The 17,098-nt window shown below is 69.3% G+C and carries 16 protein-coding genes; 9 read left to right on the top strand and 7 right to left on the bottom strand.

Translation table 11 applies throughout. The annotated features are described in order from the left end of the window. Positions 1-30 precede the first annotated feature (30 nt). Positions 31-615, bottom strand: a complete 585-nt coding sequence (locus ACFV9C_RS37355) for a TetR/AcrR family transcriptional regulator (RefSeq protein WP_380201354.1) — start codon at positions 613-615, stop codon at positions 31-33. A gap of 85 nt (positions 616-700) precedes the next feature. On the opposite strand from ACFV9C_RS37355, the gene ACFV9C_RS37350 reads away from it, so the two are divergent. From ACFV9C_RS37350 to ACFV9C_RS37340, 3 genes are read left to right on the top strand one after another with little or no spacing between them, the layout of a single operon-like run. Beyond that, positions 701-1,849, top strand: a complete 1,149-nt coding sequence (locus ACFV9C_RS37350) for an acyl-CoA dehydrogenase family protein (RefSeq protein ID WP_380201352.1) — start codon at positions 701-703, stop codon at positions 1,847-1,849. Then, on the top strand, positions 1,849-2,616 hold the full coding sequence (locus ACFV9C_RS37345; protein WP_380201350.1) for an SDR family NAD(P)-dependent oxidoreductase: 768 nt from the start codon (positions 1,849-1,851) through the stop codon (positions 2,614-2,616). Before ACFV9C_RS37350 ends, ACFV9C_RS37345 begins: the two co-directional genes overlap by 1 nt. Further along, a complete protein-coding gene (locus ACFV9C_RS37340) occupies positions 2,616-3,068 on the top strand; it encodes an NUDIX hydrolase (RefSeq protein ID WP_380201348.1) in 453 nt (150 codons plus the stop codon). Before ACFV9C_RS37345 ends, ACFV9C_RS37340 begins: the two co-directional genes overlap by 1 nt. A 407-nt stretch (positions 3,069-3,475) precedes the next feature. Here ACFV9C_RS37340 and ACFV9C_RS37335 read toward each other — a convergent pair whose 3' ends face one another. From ACFV9C_RS37335 to ACFV9C_RS37325, 3 genes are read right to left on the bottom strand one after another with little or no spacing between them, the layout of a single operon-like run. After that, positions 3,476-4,918 (bottom strand): glycoside hydrolase family 27 protein, encoded by a 1,443-nt coding sequence (locus ACFV9C_RS37335; protein WP_380201346.1) that lies wholly within the window; start codon positions 4,916-4,918, stop codon positions 3,476-3,478. Next, positions 4,912-6,057 (bottom strand): galactonate dehydratase, encoded by a 1,146-nt coding sequence (dgoD, locus tag ACFV9C_RS37330; RefSeq protein WP_380201344.1) that lies wholly within the window; start codon positions 6,055-6,057, stop codon positions 4,912-4,914. Before dgoD ends, ACFV9C_RS37335 begins: the two co-directional genes overlap by 7 nt. Continuing rightward, positions 6,054-7,301 carry an ROK family protein gene (locus ACFV9C_RS37325; RefSeq protein ID WP_380201343.1) on the bottom strand — a complete coding sequence of 416 codons (1,248 nt, stop codon included), beginning with the start codon at positions 7,299-7,301 and terminating at the stop codon, positions 6,054-6,056. The genes dgoD and ACFV9C_RS37325 overlap by 4 nt, the downstream gene beginning before the upstream one ends. Before the next feature lie 146 nt (positions 7,302-7,447). On the opposite strand from ACFV9C_RS37325, the gene ACFV9C_RS37320 reads away from it, so the two are divergent. Genes ACFV9C_RS37320 through ACFV9C_RS37305 form a run of 4 tightly spaced genes read left to right on the top strand, consistent with a single transcriptional unit; the run spans position 7,448 to position 11,401 of the window. After that, positions 7,448-8,236 (top strand): NAD-dependent epimerase/dehydratase family protein, encoded by a 789-nt coding sequence (locus ACFV9C_RS37320; protein ID WP_380201341.1) that lies wholly within the window; start codon positions 7,448-7,450, stop codon positions 8,234-8,236. 11 nt (positions 8,237-8,247) lie between these two features. Continuing rightward, positions 8,248-9,609, top strand: a complete 1,362-nt coding sequence (locus tag ACFV9C_RS37315; RefSeq protein WP_380201339.1) for an extracellular solute-binding protein — start codon at positions 8,248-8,250, stop codon at positions 9,607-9,609. Further along, positions 9,606-10,583: a carbohydrate ABC transporter permease gene (locus ACFV9C_RS37310; RefSeq protein WP_380201337.1), complete on the top strand. Its 978-nt coding sequence runs from the start codon at positions 9,606-9,608 to the stop codon at positions 10,581-10,583. The genes ACFV9C_RS37315 and ACFV9C_RS37310 overlap by 4 nt, the downstream gene beginning before the upstream one ends. Then, on the top strand, positions 10,580-11,401 hold the full coding sequence (locus tag ACFV9C_RS37305; protein ID WP_380201335.1) for a carbohydrate ABC transporter permease: 822 nt from the start codon (positions 10,580-10,582) through the stop codon (positions 11,399-11,401). Before ACFV9C_RS37310 ends, ACFV9C_RS37305 begins: the two co-directional genes overlap by 4 nt. 290 nt (positions 11,402-11,691) lie before the next feature. Here ACFV9C_RS37305 and ACFV9C_RS37300 read toward each other — a convergent pair whose 3' ends face one another. Genes ACFV9C_RS37300 through ACFV9C_RS37290 form a run of 3 tightly spaced genes read right to left on the bottom strand, consistent with a single transcriptional unit; the run spans position 11,692 to position 14,438 of the window. Beyond that, the gene (locus ACFV9C_RS37300) at positions 11,692-12,657 is read right to left on the bottom strand and encodes a hypothetical protein (protein ID WP_380201333.1); all 966 of its coding nucleotides are present in this window, start codon (positions 12,655-12,657) and stop codon (positions 11,692-11,694) included. Continuing rightward, the gene (locus ACFV9C_RS37295; protein WP_380201331.1) at positions 12,657-13,151 is read right to left on the bottom strand and encodes a SigE family RNA polymerase sigma factor; all 495 of its coding nucleotides are present in this window, start codon (positions 13,149-13,151) and stop codon (positions 12,657-12,659) included. The genes ACFV9C_RS37300 and ACFV9C_RS37295 overlap by 1 nt, the downstream gene beginning before the upstream one ends. A gap of 39 nt (positions 13,152-13,190) precedes the next feature. Next, the gene (locus ACFV9C_RS37290; RefSeq protein WP_380201592.1) at positions 13,191-14,438 is read right to left on the bottom strand and encodes a DUF4032 domain-containing protein; all 1,248 of its coding nucleotides are present in this window, start codon (positions 14,436-14,438) and stop codon (positions 13,191-13,193) included. A gap of 68 nt (positions 14,439-14,506) precedes the next feature. Here ACFV9C_RS37290 and ACFV9C_RS37285 point away from each other — a divergent pair, with 68 nt between their 5' ends. Continuing rightward, a complete protein-coding gene (locus ACFV9C_RS37285; protein ID WP_380201329.1) occupies positions 14,507-15,499 on the top strand; it encodes a LacI family DNA-binding transcriptional regulator in 993 nt (330 codons plus the stop codon). Between the two features lie 101 nt (positions 15,500-15,600). Further along, entirely contained in the window at positions 15,601-16,971 is a 1,371-nt protein-coding gene (locus ACFV9C_RS37280; protein WP_380201327.1) for an ABC transporter substrate-binding protein, read from the top strand. The last annotated feature ends 127 nt before the right edge of the window (positions 16,972-17,098 follow it).

The following is a 17,098-nucleotide window of genomic DNA, read 5'->3' as shown; positions in this document are numbered from 1 at the left end:
ACGACTTCCCACCCTAAGGGGACCACTGGTTCAGTCGAGCCGCAGGGAGTGCAGGACGAACGAGGCGAGTTCGCGGTAGGCCTCGGCGTCGTTCAGGCCGGTACGGCGGGCGATGTCGCCGCGCTGGATCGCCTGCATGGTGTGCGCGATCATCTCGGCCGCGAACGCGATGTCGACCTGCCGGAACGTGTTGTGGTTGATGCCGTCCTCGATCAGCTGCCGGACCCGCTCGGCCGCGATCCGGGTGTTCCGCTCGTACACCGACCGGGCCGGCGCGAACGTCGCCACGTCGTCGAGGAAGGTCCGGCTGGCCGGCCGGAGCGCGTCCGCGACCGCGCCGAGGTACGCCGCGATCCGCCGGTCGTGCCGGGTCTGCCGGACCACCGCGGACTCCACCTGCGCGGTGGCGTTCTTGAAGTAGTGCTTGACCACCTCGACGGCGAGCTGTTCCTTGCTCGGCGCCAACGCGTAGAGGGTCGTCTTGCTGCAGCGCAGCTCGGCGGCCAGGTCGTCCAGGGTGAACCGGCTGAACCCCTGCTCGAGGAACAGGGACAGGAGTCGGTCCAGCAGCTCGGACTGCCGGCGGGTACGTCGGCCCGGAACGACTGTTGTCATATCGAGACAGCATAGAACGATACTGAATTAGATGCGTCAGTATCGTTTGGAGTATCATTTCGTCAGCTGTTGAGAGGGGTTCCTGATGGCTGTCGACCGGCTCCTGCCCACTGACGAATCCGTTGACCTGCTCGCCCTGGTCCGGGACCTGTGCGAACACGAACTGGCGCCGTACGCCGCGCACGCCGAGGAGACCGAGGTGTTCCCGCGGGACGCGTTCCGGACGCTCGGCAAGGCCGGCCTGCTCGGCCTGCCCTACCCGGAGCAGTACGGCGGCGCCGAGCAGCCGTACGAGGTGTACCTGCAGATGCTCGAGGAGATCGCGTCCGCGTGGATGTCGGTCGGCGTCGGCGTCTCGGTGCACACGATGACGTCGTACGGACTGGCCACGTTCGGCAGCGACGAGCAGAAGGCGCGGCTGCTGCCCGACATGGTCGGCGGCGAGCTGCTCGGGGCGTACGCGCTGTCCGAGCCGCAGGCCGGGTCCGACATCAGCTCGATGACCACCCGCGCCGTCCGCGACGGTGACTCGTACGTGCTGAACGGTACGAAGGCGTGGATCAGCCACGGTCCGTACGCCGACTTCTTCACCACGTTCGCGCGGACGTCGGACGACCGGAAGCACGGGATCTCCGCGTTCCACGTCCCGGCGGGCGTCGACGGGCTGAGCTTCGGGGCGCCCGAGCGGAAGATGGGCCTGACCGGGTCGACGACGACGCTCGTGAACTACGACGACGTCCGGGTCCCGGCGGCGAACCTGATCGGCGCGGAGGGCGACGGGATGCGGATCGCGCTGTCCGCGCTCGATTCCGGCCGGCTCGGGATCGCCGCGTGCGCGGTCGGCCTGGGGCAGGCGGCGCTCGACCTCGCCACGTCGTACTCGCGGGAGCGGCAGCAGTTCGGGCAGTCCATCGCGGACTTCCAGGGGATCCAGTTCCTGCTCGCGGACATGGCGGCGGCGGTCGAGTCCGGGCGGGCGACGTACCTGCACGCCGCGCGTCGGCGCGACCTGGGCCGGGCGTTCACCCGGGAGGCGGCGATCGCGAAGCTGGTCTGCACGGACGCGGCGATGAAGGTCACCACCGACGCGGTCCAGGTGCTCGGTGGGTACGGTTACACCCGGGAGTTCCCGGCCGAGCGGTACATGCGCGAGGCCAAGGTGACCCAGATCTTCGAAGGTACGAACCAGATCCAGCGGCTCGTGATCAGCCGCGATTTGCTCAGGAGCGTGTGATGGAGTTCAGCCCGTCCGATGTCGCCCTCGTCACCGGTGGTGGTTCGGGGCTCGGGGAGGCGACCGTACGGCGGTTGGCCGCGGACGGGCTCGGCGTGGTGATCGTCGACCTGCCGTCGTCCGCGGGCAAGGCGATCGCGGAGGAGCTCGGCGACCGGGTGGTGTTCGCGCCGACGGACGTCACCGACGAGGTCGCCGTGACAGCTGCCCTGGATGCGGCCGCGGAGCTCGGGACGTTGCGGGTCGTGGTGAACTGCGCCGGTGTCGCGACGCCCGGCCGGGTCGTCGGGCGGAAGGGCCCGTTGCCGCTGGCAACCTTCCGGCAGGTGATCGAGATCAACCTGATCGGCACCTTCAACGTCCTCCGGCTCGCGGCCGAGCGGATGATCGCCTCCGAGCCGTCCGAGGACGGCGACCGCGGCGTCATCGTGATGACGGCGTCGATCGCGGCGTACGACGGCCAGATCGGGCAGGCGGCGTACGCGTCCAGCAAGGGCGGCATCGTCGCGCTGACGCTGACCGCCGCGCGCGACCTCGCCGACAAGGGCATCCGGGTGCTGACGATCGCCCCCGGCACCATGGAGACCCCGATGCTCGCCGGCCTGCCGGAGGAGACCCGGGCGGTCCTCGAGCAGCAGGTCCCGCACCCGTCCCGGCTCGGCAAGCCGTCGGAGTACGCTGCGCTCGTCCGGCACATCCTCGACAACCAGCTCCTGAACGGCGAGGTCATCCGCCTCGACGGCGCCCTCCGCATGCCCCCGCGCTGATGCGCGTCCCCGCGATCCTGCTCCGCGCGGGGTCGCCGTTCCTCCAGCTGTGGTGGCGAATCCGCAGGCCCACCACCTTCGGCGTGAAAGCTCTGCTGCGCCTACCGGACGGCCGTTTCCTGGTCGTCCGGCACTCGTACGCCGACGTCCACCGCTGGGGCCTCCCGGGCGGCGGCTACCAACCCGCCCGTGAAACTCCTTCCGAAGCAGCCGCCCGCGAGGTCCACGAAGAACTCGGCCTCAGGATCCGTCCGACCGACTTCACGATCCTGAGCAGCACCGTCACCACCCTCGAAGGAAAACACGACACTCTCACGATTCTGACTGCGTTCGCGCCCTCGGAGTCCACCATCCTGTCCGCGGAGATCGCCGAGGCCCGTTGGCTGAAAGACCTTCAGGAACTGGGCGACGCGCCGCTGTCAAGATGGTTGCTCTCAGCCCTCATCGAATAGCCCTAGCGCCTTTCGGGGTCGCCCGAAAGCAGGTGCGAGCGGCAGAGGCACCAGCCACCCTGGCCACCCGGCCCCGGCCACCCTGGCCACCCGGCCACCCCGGCCACCCCGGCCACCCCGGCCACCCCGGCCACCCCGGCCACCCCGGCCACCCCGGCCACCCTGGCCACCCCGGCCACCCTGGCCACCCCGGCCACCCTGGCCACCCGGCCACCCTGGTCAGCCCGGCCACCTCGACGGTCGTTGCCTCCGGCAACTTGGAGTGCGTCGGTGACTGCTTCTGGCAGCCCGACTGCCACACCGCCGGTGCCGCCGGCACCAAGTGGGCGAAGTACAAGTGCATCAACGGGCTCGGCGATCTCGGGCCACGACTACGAGCTGTGGGTCGTCTACAAGTAGCTCCTCGCTCAGATCGGTGTGCTGAGCTCGAGCCAGCGGACGCCGTGCGCAGGCACGGTGTCCGCGCGCTCAGTGGTGGGCGTGCCGGTCCACAGATCGCGGGCGGGAGCGGGCAGCTCGGCGGGCAGCGTCACCTCTCGAGGCCTGGCGCCGGTCCAGAACAACGCGGCGTACGAGCAGCCGTTGCCCTGGGCGGTCCAGACGATCAGCTCGCCGTCGTCCAGCGGCTCGCGGATGATCTCCCGGCCGTCGGACGACGACCGGAGCAGCTCGGCGAGCGCCGGATTCGCCAACAGTGCAAGGGTTTCCGGCGGGGTCGTGGGCAGGTGACCACCCATCATCAGCGGCGAGCGGCCCATCACCCACAGCGTCAGCAGCGTCTTCTGCTCGTCGACGGTGAGCCGGCTCATCCGGTCGTCGCCGCGCTCGGCGCGGATGCCGATGTGGCCGAGCGGGAGCATGTCCGCGTCCGCCCATCCGCCGTCCCGCTGGAACGGTGCCCAGCGCGCCAGCCGGGCGAACTGCGCGTGCACGTCCTCCCACCGATCCCACAGATCGTCCGAGATCCGCCACATCTCCGCATTCGCCCGCAGATGCTCCAGATGATGCGTAGACAACCGCGTCCCCGGCGACAGCGACAACACAATCCCCCGCCCGCTCACCCCGCCCGCCCTGCCCGGATCGCTCGCGGCGCTCGTCCCGCTCGGATCGCTCGCGGCGCTCGTCCGGCCCGGCCCACTCACCGCGCTCGGTCCGCCCGGCTCGCTCCGCCCCACCCCGCCCCGCTCGCTCGGTCCGCCCGGCTCCTTCCGTCCGCTCGGGCCGCTTGGCTCGTTCCGTCCGGTCGGGCCGTTCGGCCTGGTTCGTTCGATCGCGCGTGCGTACGCGGTGATCTCGCGGTCGTGGTACGGCGCCAGCATGTCGTCGGCCTTGACGAAATCCACACCCCACTCGGCGAACTGCGCGACCTGGGCGTCGTAGTACGCCTGGGCGCCGGGGTGGTCGTGGTCGAGTCCGAGGTTGTCCGGGTTCCACGGACAGACGTGGTCGTGGTCCGCCACGTCGCGCGCCGTCCACTCGGTCCCGTAGATCGGCAGGTCCAGCTCGACCGCCCGGCGCGGGATCCCGCGCATGATGTGCAGCCCGAACTTCAGCCCGAGCGCGTGCACCTTCGCCGCCAGCGGCCCGAAGCCGGCGCCGTCCACGGCCGAGGGGAACCGCGACGGCGCCGGCAACTGGCGGCCGTAGCCGTCCAGGACGACCGGCGCGTTCTCGTTGTAGCCGTGCGACCTCGCGGTCGGGTCGTACCAGGCGATGTCCACGACGATCGTGTCCCAGCCGAACGCCAGCAGCTGGTCGTGCATCACCTGCGCGTTGGCCAGCACCTCGTCCTCGGTCACGGTGGTGCCGAAGCAGTCCCAGCTGTTCCAGCCCATCGGCGGGCTCACCATTCGGCGAAGGATCCGTCGTCGTGCCGCAGCACGGGGGATCGCCAGCGGTGCGGCTCGGCGGCCGCCGCCCGGACGACGTCCTCGTTGACCTCGATGCCCAGCCCGGGACCGGTCGGGCGTTGCACGTGCCCGTCGGTGAACGCGAACACCTCCGGGTCGACCAGGTAGTCGAGCAGCGCGTTGCCGCCGCCGTACTCGATGCCGAGGCTCTGCTCCTGGATCAGGAAGTTCGGGATCGCGAAGTCGATCTGCAGGCTGGCGGCCAGGGTGATCGGCCCGAGCGGGCAGTGCGGCGCGACGCTCACGTCGTACGTCTCGGCGAGCGCGGCGATCCGGCGGACCTCGGAGACGCCGCCGGCGTGCGAGATGTCCGGCTGCGCGACCGCGATGCCGGTGGGCAGCACGTCCCGGAAGTCCCAGCGGGAGAACAGCCGCTCGCCGATCGCGATCGGGATGCTGGTGGACTCGGTGATCCGGCGCAGGTCGCGGGAGAACTCCGGCGTGACCGGCTCCTCGACGAACATCGGCAGCAGCGGCTCGAGCAGCGGCAGGATCTGCCGGGTGGCCGCCGTACTGAACCGGCCGTGGAAGTCCAGCGCGATGTCGATCCCGTCGCCGAGCGCGTCACGGAGCGCCTCGACCCGGCTCACCGAAGCCCGCAGCTGCGCGGCCGACGGGATCGGCGGCAGCGCCTCGGAGAGGTTGAGCTTGAGGGCGGTGAAGCCCTTCGCCACCTTGGCCTGTGCCTCGTCGACCAGCTGGGCGTTGTCACGGCCGTGGACCCAGGTGTAGACCCGCGCCCGCTCGCGGACCGGCCCACCGAGCAGCTCGTGCACCGGGACCTCGTGGAACCGGCCCTTGATGTCCCAGAGCGCCTGGTCGATCCCGGCCAGCGCGCTCGACAGCACCGCGCCGCCGCGGTAGAAGCCGCCCTTGGCCATCACCTGCCAGTGCTCCTCGATCCGCAGCGGATCGGCACCGACCAGGTACTCCATCAGGGCCGCGACCGCGCCCTGCACGGCCTCGGCGCGGCCCTCGACGATCGGCTCACCCCACCCGCTGATGCCCTCGTCGGTGTCGATGCGCAGGAACTGCCAGCGCGGCGCCACCAGGAACGTTTCGTAGCCGACGATCTTCACACTGCCTCATTCGGTTGGTGGGCGGGCGCGGCGAGCAGGGCCGCGACGAGCTGGTCGGTCTGCCGGAGCACCAGCGCGGCCGCCCCGGAGGCGCCGGCCCGGGCGCCGAGGTCGAGCTCGGCGGCGACCACGTCGGCGTCCCGGGTCAGTGACATCGCGGTCCGCCGGAGGGTGCCGCGGATCGGCTCCAGGATCAGGTCGCCGGCCCGGGCGAGCTCGCCGCCGACGATGATCCGGGCCGGATTCAGCAGGTTGCAGATGTTCGCGAGCACCCGGCCGGTCAGCTCACCGGCTTCACGGAGCGCTTGTAAGGTTTCCGGCTGTTCGTCCGCCGCGGCGGCGAGCAGCTCGTCGAGGCCGGCGTCCGCGCCGAGCACCGGCTCGAGCTTCGCCAGCACGGCGGGCAGCGACGCGTAGTGCACCAGGCAGCCCCGGTTCCCGCAGGGGCACGGTGGGCCGGAGGTGTCCGCGGACAGGTGGCCGATCTCGCCGCCGCCACCGCGCGCGCCCCCGTGGTGCAGGTTGCCGTCGACAAGCATCCCGGAACCGATCCCGGTCGAGAGCCCGACGTACAGCACGTCGGCGAGATCCCGGCCGGCACCCCAGGTGAACTCCGCGACGGCTTCCAGGCGGGTGTTGTTCTCCACCAGCACCGGCACGGTGAGATGGCGGCCGAACTCCGCCGCGACGTTCACCCCGGCCCAGGCCTGCCCCGGTAACGACGGACCGACCACGCCGGTCTGCAGGTCGAGCGGACCGGGGACACCGATCGCGACGCCGACCAGGCTGTCCTGCTGCAGACCTGCCTGGGTGAGCAGCTCGTCGAGCAGCGTCAGGCCGGCGGTCAGCCGCTCCTGCCAGGGAGTGTCCGAAGCCGCCCGGACACCGTCGCTGGCGAGCGTCGCGCCGGACAGATCCGTGACGTGGCACCAGACGCGCTCGAGGGTGAAGTCCAGACCGGCGGCCGCGCCGGCCGCCGGGTTCGCCCGCAGGAAGCCGCGGGCCCGGCCGTCGACCTCGGACGCGTCGATCCCGGCCCGCGCGGCCTGGTCGCCGTTCACCTCGATCACCACGCCGCCGAGGATCAGGTCGGCGGTGATCGTCGAGACCGTCGTCCGGGACACGCCACAGATCCGCGCCAGCTCCGCCCGGTGCAGTGCGCCGTGCTCCATGAGTGCGGACAGCATCCGTTCGGAGTTGGTGCGCCGTAGCGCTCGGAGAGATCCGGTGTCCTTCGCAGCCACGACGTCGAGTATCGGCGGTACGACACGACGGAGTCAACAAAACTGACATTCTGTGTTCACACTATTGACACAGATGGGGAACTGCTCGAACAATTTCGGCCACAGCCCCGGGGATCGCCCCGGGACCTGGCGACCGGACGAACGACATGGACGCTGAGCCGAGCAGTGCACCGCTGGTGGTGGTCACGGGTGGATTGGGGCGAGTCGCCACGGTGGTCTCGCCGTGGCTGCGCAAGCACTACCGGGTCCGGCTCGTCGACCGCGCTGTCCCGCGGTCGCGGGCCGGCCTGCACGGCGAGCTGGTCCAGGCCGACATCGGCGATCCCGAGTCGGCCGACGACGCCGTGGCCGGTGCGGATGTTCTCCTGCACCTCGCGGGAAACAGCAGTCCCTTTCAGAGCTGGGACAGCGTGTACGCCGCCAATGTCCGGCCGACCCAGGCCGTGCTGGAGGCTGCCGAGAAGCACGCCGTACCGAAGATCGTGCTGGCGAGTTCCCTGCACGCCGCAGGGGAGTACAACCGGCCGCAGTACCGGCCGGTCGATCCACAGCTCGACCCGCGTCCGTGCTGCGCGTACGGGCTGGGCAAGGTCGTGCTGGAGGCGCTCGGCCGGATGCATGCGGACCGTACCGGCGCCTCGGTCACCTGCCTGCGGCTCGGCCTGACCGGCTGGCCACCGGACGAACGCCGCTATCTCGCGCAGTGGCTGTCCGACGACGACGCGGGGCGGCTGATGCTCGCGGCGCTCCAGTCCCGCGAGCGGTTCGGCGTGCACTTCGGCGTGTCCGCGAACGCCCGCAACTACTGGGACATCACCTCCGCCCGGCACGAGCTGGGCTACCGACCCGAAGACGACAGCGAGACGCTCGCGGACCAGGCCGGTCCCTCCTCCGGCCCGGTCTGCCGGCTCTTCGATCCAGACGTTTCCGATTGAAAGGTTCTGCCATGACGACAACGACCCCGGGGCTGTCCCGCCGCCGGTTCCTGGCACTCGGCGGCGCGGCCGCGGGCGGAGCACTGGCGGTGGGCTGCTCGCCCGCCTCCTCCACGAACACGCCGGCCGCCACCGGCACCGGTTCCGGCGCCAAGGGTGTGGTGACGGTGATGTCCCAGTCGGGCGAGTTCGGCCCGAAGGAGGCGAAGGCGGCATCGCAGGCGCTCGGCCTCACGGTGAAGACCGTCGAGTACGACCTGACCAAGCTCACGGCGATGCTTGCCAGCGGCAACCCGCCGGACGTGGTCCGGGGCATGGGCGCGACCGAGACGCCGTACCTGGTGGCCCGGCAGGTCGCGGAGAACCTGGACCCGTACTTCGCAAAGAGCACGCTGATCAAAGCCGACGACATCGACCCCGTCAACGACGTCTGGCGGTACGACGGCCTGAAGCAGGGCAGCGGCCCGCGGTACGGGTTCGCGAAGGACTACTCGCAGGACTGCACGATCTGGTACAACAGCGCGCTGTTCGACGCGTCGACGGTGACGCGGCCGAGCGCGACGACACCGCTGCTCCTCGACGAACTGCTCGACGAGGGCAAGCGACTGGTGAAGCGTCAGGGCGCGAAGGTCAGCGTCTACGGGCTGAACCCGAACGGGCTCGGCCTGTTCGGCCAGCTCACCTGGCTGACCGACCTCGCCGGCGGGAAGCTGACCTCCGACGATCTCGCGTCCGTCGACTTCAGCAGTTCCGAGGCGCAGCGTGCCTTGACCTGGTACCTCGACTATGCGAAGGCCGGCATCGGCCCGACCGTGCTGAACCCCGACCCGAACGGCTGGGACGGCCCGACGTTCCAGGCCGGCCGGATGGCGGCCTCGCTCAGCGGCTACTGGCTGGGCGGGTTGTTCGCCGGTGACCCGAAGTCCGCGAAGGTGGCCGGGTTCGCGCCCGCGCCGCAGTTCGACACCAGCCGGCGGGTCAGCCCGTGCTTCGGCGCGACCGGCCTGTGGATGCCGAAGGCGGGGAAGAACAAGGACGCCGCCTGGGCGGTGATGGAGTGGTACCTGGCCGGCGATCCGGCCAAGGCCCGGGCCTCGGGCGGCTGGGGCATCCCGCCGCTGAAGTCGCTGCAGAAGCTGATGCCGCAGAAGCTGCCGTACCAGAAGCAGGCGTACGACACCCAGATGGCCGAGAAGGAGCACTTCTCGGTCACCTCGTACACGCCGTACGTGCGGCAGGACGCGATCAACGCGATCATCACCCGCGAGTTGCCGAAGGCAATCAAAGGGACGACGAGCATCGGACAGTTCGCGGACACGCTGAACTCGGAGATCAACGCGCAGCTCGCGGACGGAAAGAAGCGGTTGCGGTGACGTCGGCGCTGACCGAGGTACGCCGTCGCGCCGCACCCGCGGCGCCGGCGGCGGACCGGCGGAGGAAGCCGCCGAAGCTCCGCAAGGCGCGCACGTTCTACCTGTTCGTCGCGCCCTGGATCATCGGGTTCGTGGCGCTGACGGTGTTCCCGTTGGGGTACGCGTTCTGGCTGAGTCTGACCGACTCCGACGGGCTGTCGCCGCGGACGCACTTCGTCGGCTTCGACAACTACCTGGAGATCTTCAAGGACCCGTTGACCTTGAGCTCGCTCGGGAAGACCGGGCTGTTCGCGCTGGTCACCGTCCCGTTGTCGATCCTCGCCGGGCTGCTGCTGGCCGTCATGCTGAACCAACCGATCAGGGGCCGCGGGCTGCTGCGTGGGCTGATCTATCTGCCTGCGGTCGTGCCGCCGGTCGGGGCCGCGCTGACGTTCCGGCTGATCTTCGACCGCGATGCCGGTGCCGCGAACGGCATCCTCGACAAGCTCGGCGCCAATCCGATCACCTGGCTGGTCGACCCGAACGCGCGCTACGTGCTGTATGCGCTGGTGTTGTGGGGCTGCGGCGGGTCGATGATCATCTCGCTCGCCGGGCTGCAGGACGTTCCGCGGGAGTTGCTGGAGGCGGCGCAGGTCGACGGTGCGTCGTACTGGCAGTCGTTCACGCGGATCACCGTGCCGCTGCTGTCGCCGGTGATCTTGTTCCAGGTCATCACCGGGATGATCGGGTCGCTGCAGTCGTTCGCGCCGCTGCTGCTGTCGTCCGGGTCGTTGAGCGGGGCGGGGACCGTGCCGCAGGGCAACTACCTCTACATGATCCACGTCTTCGCGCAGTACTTCAGCGCCTCCCGGTTCGGGTACGCGTCGGCGATGTTGTGGATGTTGTTCGCGGTGATCCTGGTGGTGACGCTGGTGATCATCAAGGTCAGCGCCCGGACCGTGTTCTACACCGTCGAGCCGGAGGGGAAGAAATGACGCGGACTTACCGCTGGGCCCTCTACATCGTGCTGCTCGCCGTCGTCCTGGTGATGCTCAGCCCGATCCTCTGGCTGCTGTCGACCTCGCTGAAGTCGCCGGCCGAGATGGCGTCGTTCCCGCCGAGCTGGTGGCCGTCCACGCCGCGGTTCGCGAACTACACCGACGCGATCAGTCAGGTGAACTTCGTCGGTGCCACGCAGAACTCGCTGACCATCGCGTTCATCAGCACCACGTTGACAACGCTGAGCTCGGCGTGGGTCGGGTTCGGGTTCGCGCGGCTGACGGCGCCGGGGAAGAAGCAGCTGTTCGTCGTACTGCTCGCCACGATGATGCTGCCCGGGATCGTGACGCTGGTCCCGACGTACCTGATCTTCGCCAAGCTGCACATGGTCAACACGTACTGGCCGTGGGTGGCGTGGGGACTCGGCGGCAGCGCGTTCCTGATCTTCCTGTTCCGGCAGTTCTTCGCCGGGATCCCGCGGGAGATGGAGGAGGCGGCGATCATCGACGGCTGCGGGTACGTCGGGATCTTCTGGCGGATCTTCCTCCCACAGTCCTGGCCGGTGATCGCGGCCAGCGTGATCCTGTCGTTCACGCACGCCTGGGGTGACTTCGTCGGCCCGGCGATGTTCCTGAGCCAGGACAGTACGACGCTCGCCGTCGCGATGGCCACCGGCTACGTGAACGACAAGGGCCTCCCGATGAACAACCTGGTCGCCGCCGGCGCCGTCATGTACGTGCTCCCCGTCCTGGTCCTGTTCCTCTTCATGCAACGCCGCTTCGTCAGCGGCTTCTCCACCTCAGGAATCAAATGACGGTGTCGACGAACAGCCCTGTGGACAACGGCTGATCTCGGGAGAAACGCCCGTACCTTCTCTGGCGACCGGCAACGAGAGGTCCGAACCACGGCGGCGTCCTACCAGGATCCGTGGATACGGTCGCTCGACGCCATCCACCTCGCGACGGCGGATGCCGTTCTCGGCGACAACCTGACCGCATTCGTCACGTACGACCGTCGGCTCCTGGCCACTGCCAAGGCGATCGGCCTGCCTGTTGTCAGCCCGGGAGTGTCCTGAGCTCGGAGATCGACTGCGCGTGCCTGTGCTCAGCGCGGAAGCGAGACGATGGGCGTGGCAGGGTCGAACGTGTCAGCGGGCTCGAGCTGCTTGTGCGGACCGAGCGGGAGGAAGTCGATGATCCTCGGGACGAGGTTGACGCACGAGTTGTAGCTGTAGCGGACCGACCAGGTTTGGCCCTCGGCGCGGAGGTGGAGGATGTACACCCGTGGGGCGGGGTCTTGGCAACCGTAGGGAACGGGAGCCGGCCTCACAGGCTCGTTCGGGTCGGGGATCCGGTCGGCCAGCTCGCGAGCGCTGCCGGCCGAGACCGCCGAGCCGGCGATGAGCGAACCTTGCCAGTACTCGCACAGCGAGGCGGAGGTGAACTGAGCGGGCGGCTTGGTGAACGGTTCGTCCGCGGGTTGCTCGGGCGAGCAGCCGTAGGAGTCGGTACCGGAGATCGGTCGTGCCGAGTCGAGGATCTTCCGGCGCAGTGCGTCGTCCTTGGTGAGGACGCTCACCTTCACGCCACCGACCGCGCGGGTCTCCTCGGTCCAGCCGCCGTCGTACCGCTTGATCCCCGGCTTCTGGACATCGTCGAACCAGAGGTACGGCTGCCGTTGGGCCAGCGGGATGACGGGGGTACGGCAGGTGTACTCGCGGCTCGCCGACCAGCCGTTGACCCGCCCGATGGAAGGAACCGCCGAGTTGGCCATGAACGTACAGGGTGCCGGGCCGGAGATGTACTGCGTCCACGTGGCCGGGACCTGTACTTCGACCCGTTTGAAGGACTCCCAGCGCCACGAGGGAGTCTGCTGCGCGGGTTGGGGGTGCGTGGTGCCTTGAGATGCGGTGATCGCCGTGGCGACGGCCGCGGCCGCGATGACGACTGCGCCGAGGGCGCGGTGGGTACGGCGGCGGTGCAGGCGGGCGTGGATGCCGGCCAGGAGGTGGTCGTCGGTCGGGGCATCGGCGGCGTGTTTCGTCAGGCTGTCGGCGATGAGTCGTTCCATCAGCTCGTGACCTCCTCGGTCCCGATGGCGGTGCGCAGGGAGGCCAGCGCACGGTGGATCTGCGAGCGGACCGTGGCGGGCGAGCAGTCCAGGATCAGGGCGATCTCCGCATCCGGGAGATCCTCGTAGTACCGCAGGACGACGGCTGCCCGTTGTTTCGGGGGCAAGGTCGCGCAGAGCGCCCACACGGCGTCGTGGTCCGCCTGGGCGTCGGCGGGATCCGGTGCCGCGTCGGCGCTGCCGGTGTCCGAGGTCGGGGTCTCGCGGCGGAAGAAGCGCCGCCAGCGGGAGATGTCCGCGTTGACGATCGACCGGCGTACGTAGGCCTCCGGGTCCTGCGCGCGGCAGATCCGCGACCACCGGGAGTACGCCGCGATCAACGCGTCCTGCACCGCCTCCTCCGCGCGGCTGTGGTCGCGCGTGACGAGGTACGCGAACCGCAGCAACGCCGCGCCGCGAACAGCGACCCACTCGTCGAAGTCGGGGATCTCCACACCCACATCACGCCGGCGAGGACCCGAACGTTGCACGCGTCAGTCGGGTTCCGGCAACGTCGGCGTCGGCAGCGACAACTTCTCGTCGGGCTTCGCCGCGAGTACGTCGTTCACGTACGAGCGGGCCGCCTCCATCGTGTCGACCTCGTGCCCCGCCTGCTCGGACAGGAACCAGCGGTGTTCGAGCACCTCGTGGAAGATCTCCGCGGGCTCGAGCTTGCGGCTGAGGTTCCGCGGCACCGACCGGACGACCGGCTCGAAGATCTTGGTCAGCCACTGGTGCGCGACGATCTCCTCGTCCTCGTTCTGCTGGTCGGTCGCGGCGGCGAACGAGTCCAGGTCGTTGAGCAGCCGCCGGGCCTGGTTCTCCTCGACGTCCAGCCCGGTCAGCCGCAGCAGCCGGCGCGAGTGGTGCCCGGCGTCCACGACCTTCGGCTGGATCCGGACCTGGCTGCCGTCCCAGTCGGTGATGATGTCGATCTCGGCGACGTCGAACCCGAGCTCGTTCAGCCGCCGGATCCGCGAGTCCAGCCGGTGCATTTCGTCGTTCGCGAATTCTTCCGGCGCGGTCAGCTCCGCCCACAGCGCCTCGTACCGCTTCTGGATCGACTCGACCGTCTCCTGCGGGTCGATCGACTCGTCGAGCAGCCCGCCCTCCTGCAGGTCGAGGAGTTCGCCGAAGAGATTGATCTCCGCGGTGTAGAGGTCGTGCGCGCGCTGCCCGTCGGAGATGTCCTGGTGCAGCTCACCGGTCTCGGCGTCCACGAGGTACGCCGCGAACGCGCCGGCGTCGCGCCGGAACAGCGTGTTGGACAGCGAGCAGTCGCCCCAGAAGAACCCGAGCAGGTGCAGCCGTACGATCAGCGCGACCAGCGCGTCGATCAGCCGGTTGACGGTGTCCGGGCGCAGCGTGCTGGAGAACAGCGCGCGGTACGGCAGCGAGAACTGCAGGTGCCGGGTGATCAGGATCGAGTCGATCGGCTCGCCGTCGCGGTCCACCCGGTCGGTGATCACGCCGACAGGTTCGACCGACGGCGCCTCCAGCCGTTCGAGGTCGCGGAGCAGCCGGTACTCGTGCATCGCCAGGTGCTCGAGGACCTCCTTGATCGCGTACACGCTGCCGTTGACGCGGACGAACCGGACCACGTGCCGCGAGATACCGCGCGGCAGCGCGACCAGTTGGTCCTCGGGCCAGTCCTCCAGCGGGATGTCCCACGGGAGCGACAGCAGACCGGTGTCCGGGCGGGTGGCGACGAATCGAGGCACGACCACCAGTCTGTCAGGAATCTTGAGGGTTCAGGGAGGGCGCGCAAGCTCTTGCAAGAACTTGCGTGATCTGGCGTAGAGTTTGCGCCATGACACGACGACTTGCAGAGGTGGCCAAGAAGGTCGGCGTCAGTGAGGCGACCGTCAGCCGGGTGCTGAACGGGAAGCCCGGCGTCTCCGATGCCACCCGGGAAGCGGTCCTCACCGCGCTGGACGTGCTCGGGTACGAGCGTCCCACCCAGCTCCGCGGGGACCGGGCCCGGCTGGTCGGCCTGGTGCTGCCGGAGTTGCAGAACCCGATCTTCCCGGCGTTCGCCGAGGTCGTCGGCGGGGCGCTCGCGCAGCAAGGTTTCACGTCCTTGCTCTGTACCCGGACGCTCGGCGGCGTGTCCGAGGCGGACTACGTGGACCTGCTCCTCCAGCAGCAGGTGTCCGGCGTGGTGTTCGCCGGCGGGTTCTACGCGCAGGCCGACGCGCCGCACCAGCACTACGAGCTGATCCAGGAGCGGAAGCTGCCCGCCGTACTGGTGAACGCGGCGGTCGACCACCTCGGCTTCCCGCAGGTCTCGTCCGACGACCATGTCGCGGCGGAGATGGCGATCGGCCACCTGCGCGCGCTCGGGCACCGGCGGATCGGCATGGTCCTCGGGCCGCGCGACCACATCCCGTCGCGGCGGAAACTGGACGCTTTCCTGGCCGCCGACGAGGCCGATCCGGCGCTCGTCGAGCACAGCATGTTCTCGCTCGAGGGTGGGCACGCGGCGGCCACCAAGCTGGTCAACGCGGGCGTCACCGGCATTGTCTGCGCCAGCGACATCCTCGCGCTCGGCGCGATCCGCGCGGTCCGCCGGGCCGGGCTGTCCGTCCCGGACGAGGTCTCGGTGATCGGGTACGACGACTCCGCGATGATGAACTGCACCGACCCGCCGCTGACCACCGTCCGGCAGCCGATCGACGCGATGGGCCGGGCCGCCGTGGACATGCTGGTCGCGCTGATCGAGCGCGCCACCGTACCGGCCGACGAGCTGCTCTTCGAGCCCGAGCTCGTCGTCCGTGCCTCCACCGCGCGCGCCCGGACGTAAGGCGGCGTTCAGCAGTCAATTTTTTGCAACTTCAAATCGAAGTATTGCGCTCATGCATCCAGTTCCCTACGGTGACGACACCGGAAAGGGAGAGGGTGGACATGACCACAACGCGTCGCGGGCTCAGCCTGCTGCTGGTGATGGGACTCGGGCTGGTGGCCGCGTCCTGCGGAACGGACAAGAAGCCGGCGGGGGACACGGCCGGCGGTCAGGTGACGATCACGGTTGGCTGCGAGCCGCCGAAGAGCAACCCGAAGGAGCGCGAGGCCTGGGAGGCCGACGTCGCCACGTTCCAGAAGGCGCACCCGAACATCACGGTGCAGGGCAAGGACGCGTTCCCCTGCATCAACCCCGACACGTTCCAGGCCAAGCTGGCCGGCGGGACGCAGGAGGACGTGTTCTACGTCTACTACACCGACGTACAGAAGATCATCGAGAAGAAGCAGGCCGCGGACATCAGCCAGTACGTCGGCAGCGTGGGTGCGGTGAAGGACCTGCGGCCGGACGTGATGGGCGTGTTCAAGGCCCATGACAAAACGGATAAGACGTACGGGCTGCCGCGGAACAACTACAACATGGGCCTGGTCTACAACCGGAAGCTCTTCACCCAGGCAGGACTCGACCCGGCGAACCCGCCGAAGACGTGGGACGACGTACGGGCGGCCGCCAAGAAGATCGCGGCGCTCGGGCCGGGGTACGTCGGGTACGGCGAGTACTCGGCCGGGAACACGGGCGGTTGGCACTTCGCTGCGGAGCTGTATGCACGCGGCGGGTCGATGGTGAGCGACGACGGGAAGACCGCGGCGTTCAACAGTGACCAGGGCAAGGCGGTGCTGGAGAACCTCAAGCAGATGCGCTGGGACGACAACTCGATGGGCAGCAAGCAGCTGCTGCAGTGGGCGGACCTGATGCGCATGATGGGCGGCGGCAAGCTCGGCATGATGATCGGGGCGCCGGACGTCGTGCAGTCGGTGAACAACGACTTCAAGGGCAAGTTCGAGGACTACGGGGTGACCGCCGTACCGGAGTCGTCCGGGCAGTCGTCGCTGAGCGGTGGCGACGGGTACATGTTCAACCCGAAGGCGTCGCCGGAGAAGATCAAGGCGGGGCTGCTGTGGCTCGAGTTCCATGAGCTGACGCCGGGGCAGGGGCAGTTCAACTACGCGCGTGCCAAGGAGCAGGGGCGTCCGGTGGGGCTGCCGATTCCGGATCTGTACGGCGACAGTGCGCCCGGGCAACAGATCAACGCGCTGCGGAAGCAGTACGCGACGGTGCCGGTCGACAACTTCACGCCGTACGTCGAGACGCAGGGGAAGATCACCAACAAACTCGAGCCCCCGAAGGCGCAGGAGCTGTACGCCGTCCTCGACGTGGCGATGTCCGCGGTGCTGACCCGCAAGGACGCCGACATCAACAAGCTCCTCGCAGACGCCGAATCCAAGGCCAACAAGATCCTGGCGAAGAACACGTAATGACGGTGACCGAGCAGCAGGTCCGTCGCTCTCAGGCTCAGGGAGCGACGGATCCGCGATCCACAGACGACCACGGCGCTCTGCGGAGGGCGGTTGGGCGGAATCTGACGGCTTATGGGTTCTTGTG

Origin of the sequence: Kribbella sp. NPDC059898 (genome assembly GCF_042730855.1) — a bacterium.
GTDB lineage: Bacteria > Actinomycetota > Actinomycetes > Propionibacteriales > Kribbellaceae > Kribbella.
This window is presented reverse-complemented; position numbering and strand designations above follow the sequence as displayed.

Coding starts and splice junctions, on each gene's coding strand:
- ACFV9C_RS37355 (WP_380201354.1), bottom strand. CDS start 615: ATGACAACAGTCGTTCCGGGCCGACGTACCCGCCGGCAGTCCGAGCTG.
- ACFV9C_RS37350 (WP_380201352.1), top strand. CDS start 701: ATGGCTGTCGACCGGCTCCTGCCCACTGACGAATCCGTTGACCTGCTC.
- ACFV9C_RS37345 (WP_380201350.1), top strand. CDS start 1,849: ATGGAGTTCAGCCCGTCCGATGTCGCCCTCGTCACCGGTGGTGGTTCG.
- ACFV9C_RS37340 (WP_380201348.1), top strand. CDS start 2,616: ATGCGCGTCCCCGCGATCCTGCTCCGCGCGGGGTCGCCGTTCCTCCAG.
- ACFV9C_RS37335 (WP_380201346.1), bottom strand. CDS start 4,918: ATGGTGAGCCCGCCGATGGGCTGGAACAGCTGGGACTGCTTCGGCACC.
- ACFV9C_RS37320 (WP_380201341.1), top strand. CDS start 7,448: ATGGACGCTGAGCCGAGCAGTGCACCGCTGGTGGTGGTCACGGGTGGA.
- ACFV9C_RS37315 (WP_380201339.1), top strand. CDS start 8,248: ATGACGACAACGACCCCGGGGCTGTCCCGCCGCCGGTTCCTGGCACTC.
- ACFV9C_RS37305 (WP_380201335.1), top strand. CDS start 10,580: ATGACGCGGACTTACCGCTGGGCCCTCTACATCGTGCTGCTCGCCGTC.
- ACFV9C_RS37300 (WP_380201333.1), bottom strand. CDS start 12,657: ATGGAACGACTCATCGCCGACAGCCTGACGAAACACGCCGCCGATGCC.
- ACFV9C_RS37285 (WP_380201329.1), top strand. CDS start 14,507: ATGACACGACGACTTGCAGAGGTGGCCAAGAAGGTCGGCGTCAGTGAG.
- ACFV9C_RS37280 (WP_380201327.1), top strand. CDS start 15,601: ATGACCACAACGCGTCGCGGGCTCAGCCTGCTGCTGGTGATGGGACTC.